12 protein-coding genes are annotated in these 15,191 nt (G+C 67.1%); 8 read left to right on the top strand and 4 right to left on the bottom strand.

From position 1 onward, the window contains the following. The first annotated feature begins 15 nt into the window (after positions 1-15). Together NRB56_RS15450 and NRB56_RS15445 are read left to right on the top strand one after the other, a co-directional pair. Positions 16-1,305 (top strand): glycosyltransferase, encoded by a 1,290-nt coding sequence (locus NRB56_RS15450; protein ID WP_153342681.1) that lies wholly within the window; start codon positions 16-18, stop codon positions 1,303-1,305. Further along, positions 1,302-2,627, top strand: a complete 1,326-nt coding sequence (locus NRB56_RS15445) for a glycosyltransferase (RefSeq protein WP_319943040.1) — start codon at positions 1,302-1,304, stop codon at positions 2,625-2,627. The genes NRB56_RS15450 and NRB56_RS15445 overlap by 4 nt, the downstream gene beginning before the upstream one ends. A gap of 2 nt (positions 2,628-2,629) precedes the next feature. Here NRB56_RS15445 and NRB56_RS15440 read toward each other — a convergent pair whose 3' ends face one another. Both NRB56_RS15440 and NRB56_RS15435 read right to left on the bottom strand, forming a co-directional pair. After that, positions 2,630-3,001, bottom strand: a complete 372-nt coding sequence (locus NRB56_RS15440; RefSeq protein WP_153342679.1) for a hypothetical protein — start codon at positions 2,999-3,001, stop codon at positions 2,630-2,632. 292 nt (positions 3,002-3,293) lie between these two features. Continuing rightward, the gene (locus NRB56_RS15435; RefSeq protein WP_153342677.1) at positions 3,294-3,929 is read right to left on the bottom strand and encodes an AAA family ATPase; all 636 of its coding nucleotides are present in this window, start codon (positions 3,927-3,929) and stop codon (positions 3,294-3,296) included. A 228-nt stretch (positions 3,930-4,157) separates the two neighbouring features. On the opposite strand from NRB56_RS15435, the gene NRB56_RS39000 reads away from it, so the two are divergent. From NRB56_RS39000 to NRB56_RS15400, 6 genes are all read left to right on the top strand, one after another. After that, complete coding sequence (locus NRB56_RS39000; protein WP_227837749.1) at positions 4,158-5,792, top strand: HNH endonuclease signature motif containing protein; 1,635 nt, start codon at positions 4,158-4,160, stop codon at positions 5,790-5,792. A 538-nt stretch (positions 5,793-6,330) separates the two neighbouring features. Next, positions 6,331-6,765 (top strand): hypothetical protein, encoded by a 435-nt coding sequence (locus tag NRB56_RS15420; protein WP_319943039.1) that lies wholly within the window; start codon positions 6,331-6,333, stop codon positions 6,763-6,765. Further along, the gene (locus tag NRB56_RS15415; RefSeq protein ID WP_153342673.1) at positions 6,765-8,141 is read left to right on the top strand and encodes a hypothetical protein; all 1,377 of its coding nucleotides are present in this window, start codon (positions 6,765-6,767) and stop codon (positions 8,139-8,141) included. Before NRB56_RS15420 ends, NRB56_RS15415 begins: the two co-directional genes overlap by 1 nt. Beyond that, entirely contained in the window at positions 8,138-9,646 is a 1,509-nt protein-coding gene (locus tag NRB56_RS15410) for a vWA domain-containing protein (protein WP_153342671.1), read from the top strand. The genes NRB56_RS15415 and NRB56_RS15410 overlap by 4 nt, the downstream gene beginning before the upstream one ends. Positions 9,647-9,656: 10 nt before the next feature. Then, the gene (locus NRB56_RS15405) at positions 9,657-10,769 is read left to right on the top strand and encodes an ATP-binding protein (RefSeq protein WP_153342669.1); all 1,113 of its coding nucleotides are present in this window, start codon (positions 9,657-9,659) and stop codon (positions 10,767-10,769) included. Continuing rightward, the gene (locus NRB56_RS15400) at positions 10,766-13,573 is read left to right on the top strand and encodes a DUF5682 family protein (protein ID WP_319943038.1); all 2,808 of its coding nucleotides are present in this window, start codon (positions 10,766-10,768) and stop codon (positions 13,571-13,573) included. Before NRB56_RS15405 ends, NRB56_RS15400 begins: the two co-directional genes overlap by 4 nt. Before the next feature lie 101 nt (positions 13,574-13,674). Here NRB56_RS15400 and NRB56_RS15395 read toward each other — a convergent pair whose 3' ends face one another. Beyond that, complete coding sequence (locus NRB56_RS15395; protein WP_153342667.1) at positions 13,675-14,085, bottom strand: hypothetical protein; 411 nt, start codon at positions 14,083-14,085, stop codon at positions 13,675-13,677. A 232-nt stretch (positions 14,086-14,317) separates the two neighbouring features. Continuing rightward, complete coding sequence (locus NRB56_RS15390) at positions 14,318-15,136, bottom strand: DNA-binding response regulator (RefSeq protein WP_153342665.1); 819 nt, start codon at positions 15,134-15,136, stop codon at positions 14,318-14,320. Positions 15,137-15,191 lie beyond the last annotated feature (55 nt).

Raw genomic sequence — 15,191 nt, 5'->3', positions numbered from 1 at the left:
CCGGAGGACGACAGCATGCGAATCACGTTGTTGACGGCGGGAACCCGCGGCGACCACCAGCCGTATCTGGCGCTGGCCGACGAATTCCGTTCCCGCGGGCACGATGTGGCGATCACCGCGACCGAGAACTACGCGGAGGTGGTGCGGCGCGCGGGTTTCGAACCGCACGTCATCCCGTTCAACTCGGCGGAACTGCTGGAGACGCCCGCCGCCAAACGTGCGCTGTCGTCCGGCAAGACCCTGCCCTTCGTGAAGATCATGCGGGACACGGTGCGGATCATCGCGGGCGAGCGCGGCGAGCAGATCCACGAAGTCCTCAGCGCCGCATGCGATTCGGCGGACGCGATCGTCACCTGCGCGTCGACGCTGCCGTGGGCGATGGAGCGCCGGGAGAAGACCGGGCAGACCGTGGTCGGCTGCCTGCCGTACCCGCTCGAGCGGACCGCCGAGTTCCCGTCGTCGTTCATGGTCAAGCGGATGGTGTCGCCACGGTGGCTGCGGCGGGCCAGCTACACCGGTTTCGAGACCGCCTACGGCCTCGCGTACCGGCGGGTCGATCGCCGGATGCGGGAATTGAACGGCCTGCCCGGCGGCCCCCGCAATCCCTTCCGCAGACTGCGCGACGACTCGATCCCGTTGGTGCACATGGTCAGTCCGATCCTGCTGCCGAAACCTGCAGACTGGCCGGACCGTTCGACGGTGGTCGGCGCCCCGATCATGCCCGAACGATTGCGCGCCGCCTGGGGCGAGCAGTCCCTCGATCCGGCGCTGACGGACTGGCTGGACGAGGGCGAATCGCCGATCTACTTCTGCATGACCGGCATGCCGGTCCTCGACCCGGCCGCCTGCACCGAACTGATCGCCGCGGTGTGCCGCCGGCTCGACGCCCGGGCTCTGGTCACCCTGCGCGGCGACGACCTGCCCTACGGCACCGGCCACGACCGGCGCGTCCACCTGGTGAGATCATTCGATTACGACCGGGTGCTGCCGCGCTGTCGCGCCGTCGTCCACCACGGCGGCAGCGGCAACACCCAGGACGTGCTGAGAGCGGGCCTGCCCGCAGTGGTGATCGGCGTGCACAGCGACCAGTTCTTCTACGGCTGGCGCATTTCCGCGCTCGGCATCGGCGACGACTTCCCGTACCCGCGCCTGACCGAGGATCGCCTGCACCGCGCCCTCGTTCGCGCCCTGTCACCCGAATCCGTCACCCGCGCGGCCGAACTCGGCGCCCTCGCCGCCGCCGAGAACGGAGTCGGCGCCGCGGCCGACACGATCGAACGCCTCGTCGTCGCCGCGACGGTGTGAGCGCGGATCCCGTGCACATCGCCCTGTTCAGCGACTTCCATCCGGACACCCTCGGCGGTGCGCAGACCGCCCTGCGCGCCCTGTCCGCCGGCCTGCGGAACGCCGGTCACCGGGTGACCGTATTCTGCCCTCCCGCAACGAATTCGGGAGGCGCCGAGACGGCGGATGCTACCGGCGCCGACATCCGGCGACCCGTGGATCCCGTGAACGGCACCGGCGTTCCGGATGTCGTGCGGTTGCGAGCCCAGCCCTTCTCGATGGCCAACGGCCTTCCGATCGTGCTGCCCACCCGCGCCGTCACACGCACGATCGACGCCGCCTTCACCGCCGGAGCGCCGGTCGATGTCGTCCACGCGCTGACCACCTACGGCTGCGGCGTCGCCGCGGTGCGCGCGGCGCGGCGGCACGGTCTTCCCCTCGTGCAGACGCTCCAGAGCCGCGACGATACGGTCATCGAAAAGTATTCACCCGCACCGTATTTCAGCGCGCTGACGATGCGCTTGCTGCACGGCCACTACCTACCCGGCCCTGCCGTGCCACGTGGCCTGGGTATCGGCCGTACCACCCGCCTCGCCTGGCGCCCGCTGCTCGCGCACGCCGCGGCCGCCGATCGGGTCGTCGCGCCCTCGCGGCACTTCGCCACGCGACTGTCACGCCACGGCGTCCGGACCCCGATCGATGTGGTGTCCAACGGTATATCCGACGAACTACTGGACGGGATCCTCGGCGGCGCGCGGGACGACAACGAGAATGCCACGCGCAGAACCGATCCCGCACCGGCCGGGCCACTGCGGATGGTGTGGTGCGGCCGCTTGTCCGCGGAGAAGCGTCCCCTGGAGGCGATCGAACTGGTGCGCCTGACCGCCGACTGCGTGCTGGACCTCTACGGCACCGGGCCGCTACTGGACCGGGCCCGCGCGGTGATCGCACAAGACCGCCTGGGGGACCGCGTACGACTGCACGGCGAGGTCACTCAGGCCGAGTGCCTACGCGCCATGCGCGCCGCCGACCTGCTGCTCCTCACCTCCGACTGCGACACCCAGGGCATGGTCCTGCTGGAGGCCGTCGCCACGACGCTGCCGGTCCTCTTCTGCGACCCCGACCTGTCCGAAACCCTGCCCGCCGGCGGGGCGTGTGCCACCGACGGGTCGATCCACGCCATGGCCGCCACGCTGCGCGAGCTGATCCGGGACCGCAGCCGGATCGACCACCTGCGAACCGCGCTGGCGCCCTTCCGCGACGAGCCGAGGCAGTCGCGGCACCTGAACCACATGCTCACCGTCTACAAGCAGGCACAGCAGCGCGGCCCGACATCGTTGTGATCCTATTGTCGATGCTCCAGGAATGCGACCGCATCAGCGTCGTCCGAGCCCTGGAAGAAACGTACCTGAAGCGGCTCGTCACTGTGCAGAATTCTCAGCAGCGGATCGAGTAGTTCTGGGAGAACATCCAGGATGACATAACGGGATTCGCTGAGGCCCGGCCCGGTGACAGGCCGCTGAAAAAAGATGTATCCGGCGGTGCTGTGATCGTTCACCAGCTCGATCCATCCGATGAAATCCGTATCACTGCCCGATCGGTACAATGCAGTACGGTAGCCGGTGACGGGATTGACCTGGCTGACCGGATAGTCGGTAGCCGTGAAACGCATGTGGTGATCGGCCCGCAATTCGTCGGGTAGTAATTGCTGATCCATAACACACCCCTTCTGATCGGTCCAGCGGACCGGGCTATTCGAACACCATCAGCCCCCGAGCTTCGTCAACGTTTGATTCGCCATTTCACCCTCCGGTTGATCGGGGACCGACCGGCAATCATTCTTCCGATCGGCGGAACGTCGGGTTCCGCTCGGTCGGCTTCGATCGGTGGTTATCTGGTCGAATAATCATGGAGTATGCGCAACCGGCTCGACGTTGTGTCACAAGTCGGTTGATGTGATTGTACGTCGGGTGATGGGTGTTGTCGTGGGTGATTCGCCAGAGATCCGGTTACCTCCGGATATGGCCGATCGTGACGGCCGTCCGACGCAGCTTGCCCCGAATTCGGCTGTCGGTATCGGGCACGAGATTCACGCCGATCGTCCCGGCGATCCGGTCGCAGACCGCTGTCACCGGGATCGAGTCGGTCCGGATATGTTCGCCGAACTCCGGTTTGCTCAACTGCTCGAGGCAGTAGTCGAGCTTGTCCACGGCGAACCGCTCACGGCGCAGCAGCAGATCGGCCCGGCCGACGGCCCGCAGGATCGGCGCGACCCCGAGCCCGCGATCGCGGAGACGGTCCAGCACCGTGTCCCGCTCGGCCAGCAACGCGAAATGCCGGACGTCGTGGCCGGCCGCGCGCAATCGGCCCACGGTCTCGGCGAAATACCGGGGGTCGGCGACGGTCATAGGCGCGATCACCACACCGTCGTGCCTGGCGAGCACATGATCGAGAACCTCGTACACGCCCTGCCGCCAGCTCGGGAAGTCCTGGAAGTCGCCGCGCAACGCGGGCGGCAGCATCCGGTGGAGTCCGAAGCCGACCTCCTCCGGATCGCACACGACACTGCCGGGCAGCCGCCGGCGCAACTCTTGCGCGGTCTGGGTCTTCCCGCCGCCGAAAGGTCCGTTGAGCCAAATCAGCATGGCTCCAACCTATCGGCGGGACGGTCCGTCCGGCCACTGTCGGCCCGCGTTCGCATCGCTGTGGTCCCTGTCGCTGTCGCTGTCGTGATCGGCGGATTCGGAGGTGATGTGGCACCGATCATCGTCTCCGGTCGCCGCACTCCTTGTAGGGGTTCGACACGCCCGAATGTGCTGGTAGCGGTGACTTTCTGCTGGCGTGTCCGATTCTGCGGCAGCTAGAATTAGCTCATGTGTTCGAGTCCGGAAGTAGCCGTTGCCGACCCTGCTGCGGAGGATGTTCTCTGTGCGCTGGAGGCTGCTGCCGTCCGGGTGTCGGAGCTGGCGACCGGGTTGTGGTCGAACCGGGATCGCCTGACGGTGATCCGGCGGGTGGAGGCGGTGGTGCGGATGCTGCCCGCCGTAAGCCTGGAATGGACGGCGCAGATGCGTGAGCAGTGGTCGAATACCGAGTTCCCGGCCAACAATCTGGTGGACACCCTCGCTGACACACTGCGTATCACCCCCGCCGAAGCCCGCGCCCGCTGGCGAGCCGCCGACGACCTCGCACCTCGCACCGCAATGACCGGTGAAAGCCTTCATCCACCACTTCCGGAGACCGCCGCTGCGTATCGCGAAGGTGTACTGGCCCCCGCGCACGTAAGCATCATTCGGGATGCGATGCACCGGTTACCGGCGGTGGTGGATGCCGCGGAACGGGCGGAAGCCGAAGCGATGCTGGCGGGTTTGGCGCGGGAGATGCGGCCGGACCAGTTGCGTAAGGTCGCCGACCGGCTCGACATGATCGTCAACCCGGACGGGACGTTCACCGATGTGGATCGGGAACGGCGCCGGACGTTCACAATGGGCCGCCAGGGCCCGGATCTGATGACCACGTGCACAATGGTCGTCGACCCGGAAACTCGTGCCCTGCTCGAGACGATCTTCGCCAAGTGGGCCAAGCCCGGTGTCCTCAACCCTGGCGACCCGGCACCGGTCACCGACGCCGAACCGGATGAGGCGGCGGTGCAACGTGATTCGCGTACTGCCGGGCAACGCCAGCACGATGCGTTCAAAGCCGTTCTGCGGAACTGTGTCGCTTCGGGTGAACTCGGGCAGCATCGTGGTCTGCCGGTGACGATGATCGTGTCGATGAGCCTGCAAGAGCTGGAGGACGCCGTCGCTCAGGTCACACCCGACACCCGCATCGCCACCGGCGCCGTGACTGCCAGGGGCAGCGCCACCGCTACCCGTAGCGCCACCGGTACCGCCGTCGGTGCCCCCGTGGCCGCAGGCGCGGGCGCGGGCGCAGGGACCGGCACCGCCGTCGGTACCCCCGCAGGCACGGGCACAGGGACCGGCACCGGCACCGGACCAGTCGTAGTCTCCGGCCCACCGGTAGCCACCGGCGGTGGCGCGATGATCTCCATCGGTGACGCCTTACGACTGGCGTCCCACGCCCACCACTACCTAGCCCTGTTCGACCACCACGACGGCCGCCCCCTCTACCTGGGCCGCACCAAACGAATCGCGACCGCGGATCAGCGAATCATCATGCACGCCCGCGACGTCGGTTGCACCTTTCCCGGCTGCACCAAACCCGGGTTCCTGTGCCAGGTACACCATCGGACCGACTGGGCCGCCGGTGGTACCACCGACGCCGACCAGTTGACGTTCGTGTGTGAACCGCACCACCAACAGGCCGGGACGAGCGCGACCGCGTGGAAAACCGGCACAGTCGAGGCCGGGAACCGCAATGCTGGTCGTACCCAATGGATTCCACCAGCACACATCGACCCGGCCCGGCAGCCCCGAGTGAACAGGTACCACCACCCGGGTGATTACTTCGCGCCCACCGCCGAGCCGGACTCCCGAAAACAGGCATGATCGGCCCTGCGTCCACCGCGAACCGCCCCGTCCCCGACGGAGGCGGGCAGCGGCCTACGGTCTCCGACCATACGACCGACGCCGGACCACGGCCTCGTCCTACTCGTCCCACTCCGGACCCAGCCGAAATGCTTGCAGGTCACGAGGTATGGGTGACATCCGGAAGCGGAAGCGCAACTGTCGTCCTGGATCGACAACGCCACCGGCGCACACCGCTGCCTTGACGGCGACGAGTCTCGCCTCAGCGGCCTGCCCCAAATGATATGGCCGGAATCGCTTGTGTGGGATGCGTGCGGAGAGCGCAGGTTCGATGTGCGGCCGGAGCACGCAGTCTCCGGCGCCCGACTGTACCCGTCAGCTGTTCCATTGTCGGCCCGCGACCGACGACCTCGGCCCCGTCCGGAACTTGTCGGTGCGATGACCTATGTTTGTCCCATCGCGACCGAACGGGAGGCTACAGGTGGTCTCGAAAATCATTGACCCACAAGCGGTTACGCTTGATCCGGCGCGCGTTGCCGCGCAGCCGATGGTGGCGGCGGTGGCGCCGCGCAAACTGGCGAAGGTGCCCTTCGTCGAGCTCGCCGACGGCCGGCTGCAGGGCGTGGTGTCCAGCGGCTCGGACATCGCCCGCGTCTACGTCGCCTCGATCACGGCGGGCACGCACGGGCTGAGCTGCAGCACCAACAACAATCGGCCGTGCGGTGGCCTGTCGGGCAATTACGCCTGCAAACATCTGCAGTCGCTCGTCGACGAGGCGGTGCTGCAGTACGGGGAGGACCGCGTCGCTCGGTATCTGCGGGTGGAGGTGCCCGAGGGCGGCTCGATCCTGCACAGCCTCAACGGAACTCGTGATCCCGCGCCGGCCGCGGCGGTCTTCGCCCGGTTCCTGCGGCACCTCACCTATCTGGAGCTGCCGGGTACCAGTACGCCGATACCCGAGTTGCACTGGTTCCCGGCGGGGGTGGGTCGCTGATGATGGGAGTGCAATTGGGCGCCCTGCTCGACGAGGCGCCCGCCGGCGTGGCCGAGGCACAGCAGGTGGTCGCCGATTTCGACGACGCGCTGGTCGACGGGTTCGCCCGGGTGGGGGAGCGGCAGTCCACGGCATTGCGGGCGCTGGCCGCCGCGGTCGCCGGATCGCCGCTGGGCGCGCCGGTCGCGGCGGCCGTCGCCGATCTGAGCACCGGCGTCGTCGGCCGGGAGCGGCTCGCGGCCCTGGCCGCCGCGCGCTCGGCGATCAACGGCGCCGTGCACGACGCACTGCTGGACCGGCTCGACACCGCGCTCGGCCGCACCCGCGCCGGCTGGGAGTCGCCGGACACGGGCCCGGCCGAGCACTTCGCCGTCGAAAGCAGCCGTGCCTGGCTGGCCGAGGTCGCCATCGCCGGCTGGTGCGGTATCGACGACGATCTCATGGCGTCCGCGGATCGCGCGGTCGAGGCGCTGCTCGCGGAGCCGTCGCTGCGCCGTCCGGCGGTGCTGCTCGACGGTCTGGCCGCCGAGTTGCGGGCCTGCGATCCGGTGGCCGCGATGGAGCGGGTGCCGGCCCGCCGCTGGGCCGACCTGTGGTCGCGCGCACTGCTGTTGTCCTGGCGCGGTACCGAATTCGAGACCGCACCGGTCTCCGGCCGGCTGCTGATCCTCGGCGCGGACGTGCACGAGCACGGCACCGCCGTCCAGGTGCAGGTGTACGCGGTCCTGGAGGCGTCGGGCGCCGCCCCGCGCCGGGTACGGATCAGTGTGGGCGCCGCCAAGGTCGACACCATCGTCGGCCCCACGGTCTGGCAGTTGCTGAGCGGGCATCCACACCTGTTGACGGCCCTGGCCGAGCACCGCGCCCTCGACATCACCGATATGCCGCTGTCCGCGAGCGGTGACCTGTGGTGGTACGACGACCGCGCGGCCGTCGGTACCGCCGCGGACCCGTTCGCCACCGCGACGGTGCAGTTCGCCGACGCGGTCGCCCCGGCCGTGCCGCCACTGGACCGCGACCCGGTGCACATCGCCGAACCGGTTTTCCTGGAGGGATACCGCGTCACCGACGGCGTGCTGTGCCTCGGCGAGCACGCCCTCCGGCTCGAACTCGACCGGCTGCCGGCATCGGGCCCGCTCACGCCGGTGGCGGTGTCGAACTCCGCGGCCTGTCTCGGCCTGCTGCGCTGGGACGCGGGCCAGTGGTCGCTGCGTCCGCTCGCGGTGCGCCGCAAGGTCAAGGGCGAGATGGTCACCATCCACGGCGGCGACTGGGCGCTGGGCCCGACGGATCCGAAAGTGGCCAAGGCGCAAGCGAAGTCGGGAGACTCGATCGCGGTCCTCCGGGAGCGAGCGGGAAGGCTGCTGCGCAAATGAGTACCGTATCCCCGCAACCGGCCGCCGCGGCCGGTCACGAGGCCCGCCGTCAGGTGCTGTACTGGCGCCTGCTGGCCGGCATCTTCGGCGACGAGCCGTCGCCCGCCCTGGAGTCGGCCGGTGCCGCGATCGTGAGGGACATCGGCCTGCCGCTGGTCGTGCTGGACCGCGGCGTCTCCATCGACAATGTGGTGCAACGGTTTCCGGATCTCGGGCCGGAATTCGAGCAGATCGACCTCGCCGGCTCCGAGCCCACTGATGCGCCCGAGCCCACCGATGCGCCCGGGGCCGCCGGCGCGCCAGAGCCCGCCGCTGATCCGGAAACTGACACGGCGGCAACGGATTCCGCTGAGGAACCGGAAACCGTAACGGCGGCGTCCGATTCCGTAGAGCCGTCGGAAACCGTCAAGGCGGCAACGGATTCCGGCTCCGATTCGGTCGTCGAGGTTGCCGGAACGGTCGGGGCCCGCGACGTCCGCACCGCCGCGCTGGCCTCCAAACTGCTGCTGAACATCTTCGCCACCGGTTCCGGCTCGGTGAGCGCGGACCAGTTGTCCGGCTGGCAGGCCGACGCGAGCTGGCTGCGCCGGGCTCTCGGCCCGGAGGGTTGCGATTCGGTGCGCGGCGTCCTCGCCGAACTGGAATCCGATCTGGTCGGCCGGATGCGGCTGCGCGAGGTGCTGGCCGATCCCCGGCTGGCCGCGCAGCTCACGCCGAGCATGTCGTTGATCGAACAGTTGTTGCGGGACAAGCACAATCTGTCCGGTGTCGCGCTGGCCAACGCCAAGGCGCTGATCCGACGCTACGTCGACGAGGTCGCGCAGGTGCTGCGCACCCAGGTGCAGCAGTCGAGCGCCGGCACGGTCGACCGGTCGGTGCCGCCCAAACGGATCCTGCGCAATCTCGACACCGACCGCACGATCTGGAAGAACCTGCCGAACTGGAATCCGGAGGACCAGCGCCTCTACGTCGATCGCTTGTACTACAAGCATTCCGCGAAGCGCACCACGCCCGCCCGGATGATCGTGGTCGTCGACCAGTCGGGTTCGATGACCGACTCGATGGTCAACTGCACGATCCTCGCCTCGATCTTCGCCGGCCTGCCCAAGGTGGACGTGCACCTCATCGCCTACGACACCCGCGCCATCGACCTCACCCCGTGGGTGCACGACCCGTTCGAGGTGCTGCTGCGCACCAATCTGGGTGGCGGCAACGACGGCCCGGTGGCGATGGCGATGGCACAACCGAAGATCACCGATCCGAGAAACACCGTGCTGGTGTGGATCTCGGACTTCTACGAGTTCGACCGCTCGCAACCGCTGTTCCAGAGCATGGAGGCGGTGTACCGGTCCGGGGTCAAGCTGATCCCGGTCGGCTCGGTCAACAGCTCCAACCAGCAGAGCGTCAACCCGTGGTTCCGCGAGCGGTTCAAGGCCCTGGGCACCCCGGTCATCTCGGGGCGCATCCAGAAACTCGTGGACGAACTCAAGAACTTTCTCGACTAGGAGACCGACCATGACCGAAATCCTGCGCGCCCCCGCCGAAGTCAAATACGCCGAGGAACTCGACTGGCTGGAGTCCGTCGACGACGGCCACAAGCCCTTCGCCTGGCGGTTGAGCCCGAAGATGGTGCGGCTGTTCATCCTCGGTTCCGAACGCGCCGACGGCCTGGACCGGCAGATCGAGCAGAAGTGGTTCGGCGACCGGAGTTTCGTCGAACGCAGCATCGTGACACTGGCCTCCGACCGCGGCCTGCTGCTCATCGGCGACCCGGGCACCGGCAAGAGCTGGCTGGCGGAACTGCTGTCCGCGGCGATCAGCCGCAATTCGACGCTGGTGGTGCAGGGCACCGCCGGCACCACCGAGGACCACATCAAGTACTCGTGGAACATCTCGATGGTCATCGCCAAGGGCCAGTCGCGGGAGTCGATGATCCCGTCGCCGATCATGACCGCGATGGAGCGGGGGGTCATCGGCCGCTTCGAGGAGCTCACCCGTTCCACCAGCGATGTGCAGGATGCGCTGATCTCCATCCTGTCGGAGAAGTACGTCTCGATCCCCGAACTGGACGACGACAATGTCGTGTTCGCACAGCCGGGCTTCTCGATCATCGCGACCGCCAACAGCCGCGACCGCGGCGTCAACGATCTGTCCTCGGCGCTGAAGCGCCGGTTCAACTTCGTGCGGATCCCGGTGGTGTCCAACAAGCGCAGCGAGGCCGAGATCGTGCGCTTCCGCACCTCGGAACTGCTGCGCCGGCACAGCATCGAACTGGAACTGCCGCCCACCCTGCTCGACATCCTGCTGGACAGCTTCGCCGATCTGCGGGCCGCGTCGGCCGCCGCGAGCGCCGACGACGACAAGCTGGAATCGGCGCTGTCCACCGCCGAGCAGATCGGCGTCCTGGAGGACGCCATCCTGCACAGCCAGTTCTTCGGCGACCGGCAACTGCGCGCGGAGACGCTCGCGGGATCGCTGATCGGTTCGCTGGCCCGCCGCCAGCCCGAGGACCTGGCCATTCTGAACAAATACCTGCACGGCGTGGTGGAACCGCGCACCAAGTCCGGAGGCCCGGACTGGCGGGAATTCCTCGAGGGTGGCCGCGCCGCGATCGCGAGGCTGTCGTGACCGTCTCGGAGCAGGTGGCCCCGGCCGCCACCTTCGCGGCGCTGCGGGACCAATTGGCCTCCGCGGCTGCGGCTTTCGCCGAGACCGGCGTCGCCGGCGACATCCTCACCGGCATGGTCGACGATGTGGACCGCGCGCTGTCGGAGCGGCTGGAAATCTTTCCGGTGTGCCATCATTCGCCGGCTTCCGGCCTCGCGATGGTGCGCCGCCTGCGGGAGAAGCGCCCGCAGGTCGTCTACCTGGAGCTGTGCGAGGACCTCCGCCCCCTGATCGACGAGCTGAGCAACTGCACCCTCCCGGTGGCGTTGCAGGCGTTCGCCAGCCGGATCGAGGGGTTCCCGGCCCAGTGGGCGCCGCTGTCGATCGTCGCCCCGATCACCGAGGCCTCGGCCGAATATCAGGCCATCGCCTACGCGCTGGACACTCCCGGAGTGGAGTTGGTCCTGGTCGACCGCTCCACCGACCACGTCTTCCAGTGGGCGCCACGGGAGGACGAAAACCCCGACCCCGCAACCGAACCGGAGTCCGGTGCCGCCCCGGACCCGGAATCGGGCCTGCACGGCGACGCGGTCGGCATCGAAATCGGTGATCTGCGACCACGTTTCGACGAACTGGAGCAGTACCTGCTGCACCACGGCAAGGTCCGGCACTGGTCGGAATGGTGGGACCAGTACGTCGAACAGCCGCTGGCCGGCGCCGACTACGACACCTACCGCCAGGTGATGGTGATGATCGGCAGCCTGTTCCGCCGGTTGCGGCGCGGCAGCACCGCGGTCGACGAGGACCGCGAACGCTACATGTGGACCCGCATGCGCGAGCACCTCGCCGCCACCGGCACCGACCCGGACCGCTGCCTGTACGTCTGCGGCGCCGCGCACGCGGCGAGCCGGGTCGAGCAGTTCGGCCTGGAATCGCGGGCCGAATTCGAGATCACCCCCCGCACCGAGACCGTCTGGCACTACGGCCTCATCCCGTCCAGCCACTCCGCCATCGAGGCCCAGTTCGGCCTGGCCGGCGGCGCGGTCTCGATCGCGGCCGCGACCTGGTCGAAAGCGTTGCGGCGCAGCAAGTTGCAGCCCTTCCGCCTGGCCGGCCAAGCAGGCACGAAGAAGCCGGCGAAGCGCAAGCCCATCACCACCACCCCCGCCCCGGCGGCCCCCGCCGACCGGCTCTCCGGCTTCCTGTCCACCCCGCCACTGCTGGACCCGCTGGACGAGGCCGAACTGCTCGAGTGGTCGGTGGACATCGCCCGGCTGGCCCGGCGCAACGGCTACCTGGCCAGCACCGCCGACGCCATCGCGGTGTTCGAGACCTCGATCCTGCTGGCGGGCATGCGCAACCGCACCCGCCCCACCCCCTACGACTTCCAGGATGCCGCGATCACCTGCATCGAGAAGGATCGGGTACCGGGCCGGCGCGACGTGAAGCGCCTGTGCGAGATCCTGCTCGGCGGCGACCGGATCGGTCAGGTCGGCTACGCGGCGCTGCCCCCGCTGGCCCGCGACGTCCTCGATCGTCTGCAACCCCTGGGCCTGGACCTGTCGAAACGCACCCTCCAGCGCGCCCTGCTGGACCTCCGCACCGACCCCCACCTGGCATCCTGCTCGGACCTGCTGTGGCTGCTGCGCAGACTCCTCCCGTCCGGCGCGGCCCGCCCCATCATGGGTTCCCGTGGCCTGGGCGAGAAGTCGATCCAGGAGAGCTGGGATCTGGGCCTCGGCAGATACCAGCGCTATCTGGTCGAACTCGGCTACGAGGGCGTCACGATCGAACAGGTCCTCGAACAACGACTCCGCAAGGCGGTCAACGAATCCGGCGCGACCGCCGCCGTCGCCCTGGCCGCCGTCGAGGACGCCCTGGTCTTCCTCGGCTCGGTCCGCCTCGCCGACGAATTGGGTTCCCGCGCAGTGGAACTGCTCGCCTCAGAACGCAGCGTGGACGACGCCCCCGAAGTCCTGCGCCGAATCCGCGCCCTACTGGACTACTTCCGCTCCACCGCGACCGGACTACCGGACTGGTGTGCGAGATTCGTGACCGCGGGCTACGCCCACTACTGCACCCTGCTCCCCACCGCCTTCGTCGCCGACGACACCGGCCCCGCCCAGGTCACCGCCATGCTCGGCTTCCTGTTCGGCATGGAGAACCTGGCCCTGTCCCTGGGCTGCGACCACACCCAGCTGGAACTGGCCGTCCAGCAATCCCACCCGGAGGCCCCCGCCAAGATCGCCCTCCTCTGGGCGGCCCGCTATCAACTGGGTCTCCTGTCCCTCCCGGAACTCCGCCACCGCTGCGACGACATGCTGGCGAACCCCCTGATCCTCCCCACCTTCCCCGACTACATCCTCGGCTTCGTCCAAGCCATGGACCCGGCCCCCACCCTGAAACCCTTCGTCGTCGAGATCCTGTCGAAATCCTTCGGCACCCTCCCCGACAAGGTCCTCCTCCCGTGGCTCCCCGGCCTGATCACCAACCTCCGCAACCACGCCGCCGACCTGGTCCCCACCCTCATCCGCGAAGCCGCCCGCACCTTCCCCCCCACCCTCCCCGCCCTCGACACCTGGACCCCGCCCTGGTCTGCGTCGGCGCCGTCCGTTCCGACCACTCCCGAGACTGCCGCGCCGAGTGGCCCGCTCACAACAATGCTGGCGGCCCATCCGGCGACATGTATCGCCCTCGCTACCCTATTGGGCTACGAAACCATATGGCAGGCGACATCTCTCACGCCGAAATCGCCGGTATCCATCCTGATCGATCGATACCCAGACGCAGGGAACGCTCTGGCCGCAACCCTGGGTTCGAACTGATTCGTCCGCACCCGCGCCGCCCGGCCCGCTCTCTGTGTGCCGCTGCCGGTCGGAGCCGTCAATCGGCTCCGGCCGGCACGATCGAGGTGGTGCACGGCGCCTTATTCAGATACCGGCGCATCCATGGGTCGGTCGAGCTCGGCAGTCGCCCGTTTGCGCGCAGCTCGATGCTTTCTGAGTCGATAGACAGCGGTCGTCGCAGAGATTCCCAAAACGCCGGTGACCAACGCCTGCAACGGATTGCCTCCGGCCAACTGCGCGGCCCTGGACATCAGCACGAACGCAACCATGGCGGCGCAAATCGCGACCCCTGCGATAACAATCAGCAGATTGAGTGTGACCTTGATATCCCAGTGTCCACTACCGAACAACTTCATCTGTCTGTCTAGGAAGTCCAAAATATGATCCGGACGATCATCGGCACGAACGTATGCCAGGCAATCCGGGCCATGGATCGCACAGATCACCTGTGCCTCTGCGTGCCGGACACCGTCCCCTTTCGACCCGGGCATCGACGACTACCTCCTCCAACTTCACGACGCCGAATGTTCCGGCTCGCTATCGACGATCTCTGTCGAAACCATCGTATCCAGGATGAAGGTCGATGATAATCACCGAAAGTTGACGTCCTCGATTTGCGGTGTCACCAGATAATGATATCCCCAATTTTAGGTGTCACCAGGTTTCGGGGACACCGAGATCGGGCAAACGCCGAAGCCGCATGCTCGGGTAGTAATCCCAGCATCATGGTTCGGGAATTATGCCATCAGCAATAGCGTTCTGCCGCATCTCGGACCTCGTATTGCAAGGGCGCCCGACTCTTTCGTATTTGTACTTCACCTTCTTGATGTGAGTCCAAACTGTGTTATTGGTTATACCCAGACTCTGGGCGATCCCCTTAGCGCCCTGCCCGTATGCATACAGCCGAAAAACCTCTCGTTCCTTGGGGGACAGCTGTGGAATTTTGCTGTCCGCGTTTCGGTACTTTTTGATTATACTTCTGATTTCCGCAGTTAGTTCCGGACCGGTAATTTTCAGTATGGCCGAGATGTCCGCGGCCAGCAGGCCCGAGGCGAACAGCTCGATGATCACCCTTTCCTGTGGTTTCCATTCGGGTGCATGTGGGTCGTGGTCTATGGATGCCGCCCAATCGGCGGTCGGCATCGGATCCCCGATGACACCGGCCCGCAACGCCTCTACGAGAACATCTCTGGAAGCTTTCTTCAGTACGATGCTGAGTACGCCGGCTTTGGCTGCTTGTTGCACCAGCCGTCGGTCATCTCCCAAAGTCAGGACAATCGTATTGGATATACCTGCATTTTGTAGCGCCATAACATTGTCCGCTGGTGTCGATTTGTCGGGAAGATGTGCGAGATCCAAGACTACCAGGTCGAGTTGCGTTGTTCGCTGTAGGAGCTGAGGCACTGTCTCTGCACCCATTGCGATCTCCAGGTCCGGGCAGTTCGAAACGGTCGCACTCAAGTAATCACGTATTATGTCCAGATGCCCCTCGACGAGTCCAATTCTTCTGGGTTTGTCTCGAATATTAAAATCTGTTTTCATAGGCGGCGATTCTCCGAATTCTGTTTTGGCGCGCGCACGGTGTGACGCGCAGGTA

This window comes from Nocardia aurantia (assembly GCF_009604425.1).
In the GTDB taxonomy this organism is placed as follows: domain Bacteria; phylum Actinomycetota; class Actinomycetes; order Mycobacteriales; family Mycobacteriaceae; genus Nocardia; species Nocardia aurantia.
This window is presented reverse-complemented; position numbering and strand designations above follow the sequence as displayed.

Coding starts and splice junctions, on each gene's coding strand:
- NRB56_RS15450 (WP_153342681.1), top strand. CDS start 16: ATGCGAATCACGTTGTTGACGGCGGGAACCCGCGGCGACCACCAGCCG.
- NRB56_RS15440 (WP_153342679.1), bottom strand. CDS start 3,001: ATGGATCAGCAATTACTACCCGACGAATTGCGGGCCGATCACCACATG.
- NRB56_RS15435 (WP_153342677.1), bottom strand. CDS start 3,929: ATGCTGATTTGGCTCAACGGACCTTTCGGCGGCGGGAAGACCCAGACC.
- NRB56_RS39000 (WP_227837749.1), top strand. CDS start 4,158: ATGTGTTCGAGTCCGGAAGTAGCCGTTGCCGACCCTGCTGCGGAGGAT.
- NRB56_RS15415 (WP_153342673.1), top strand. CDS start 6,765: ATGATGGGAGTGCAATTGGGCGCCCTGCTCGACGAGGCGCCCGCCGGC.
- NRB56_RS15410 (WP_153342671.1), top strand. CDS start 8,138: ATGAGTACCGTATCCCCGCAACCGGCCGCCGCGGCCGGTCACGAGGCC.
- NRB56_RS15405 (WP_153342669.1), top strand. CDS start 9,657: ATGACCGAAATCCTGCGCGCCCCCGCCGAAGTCAAATACGCCGAGGAA.
- NRB56_RS15395 (WP_153342667.1), bottom strand. CDS start 14,085: ATGCCCGGGTCGAAAGGGGACGGTGTCCGGCACGCAGAGGCACAGGTG.
- NRB56_RS15390 (WP_153342665.1), bottom strand. CDS start 15,136: ATGAAAACAGATTTTAATATTCGAGACAAACCCAGAAGAATTGGACTC.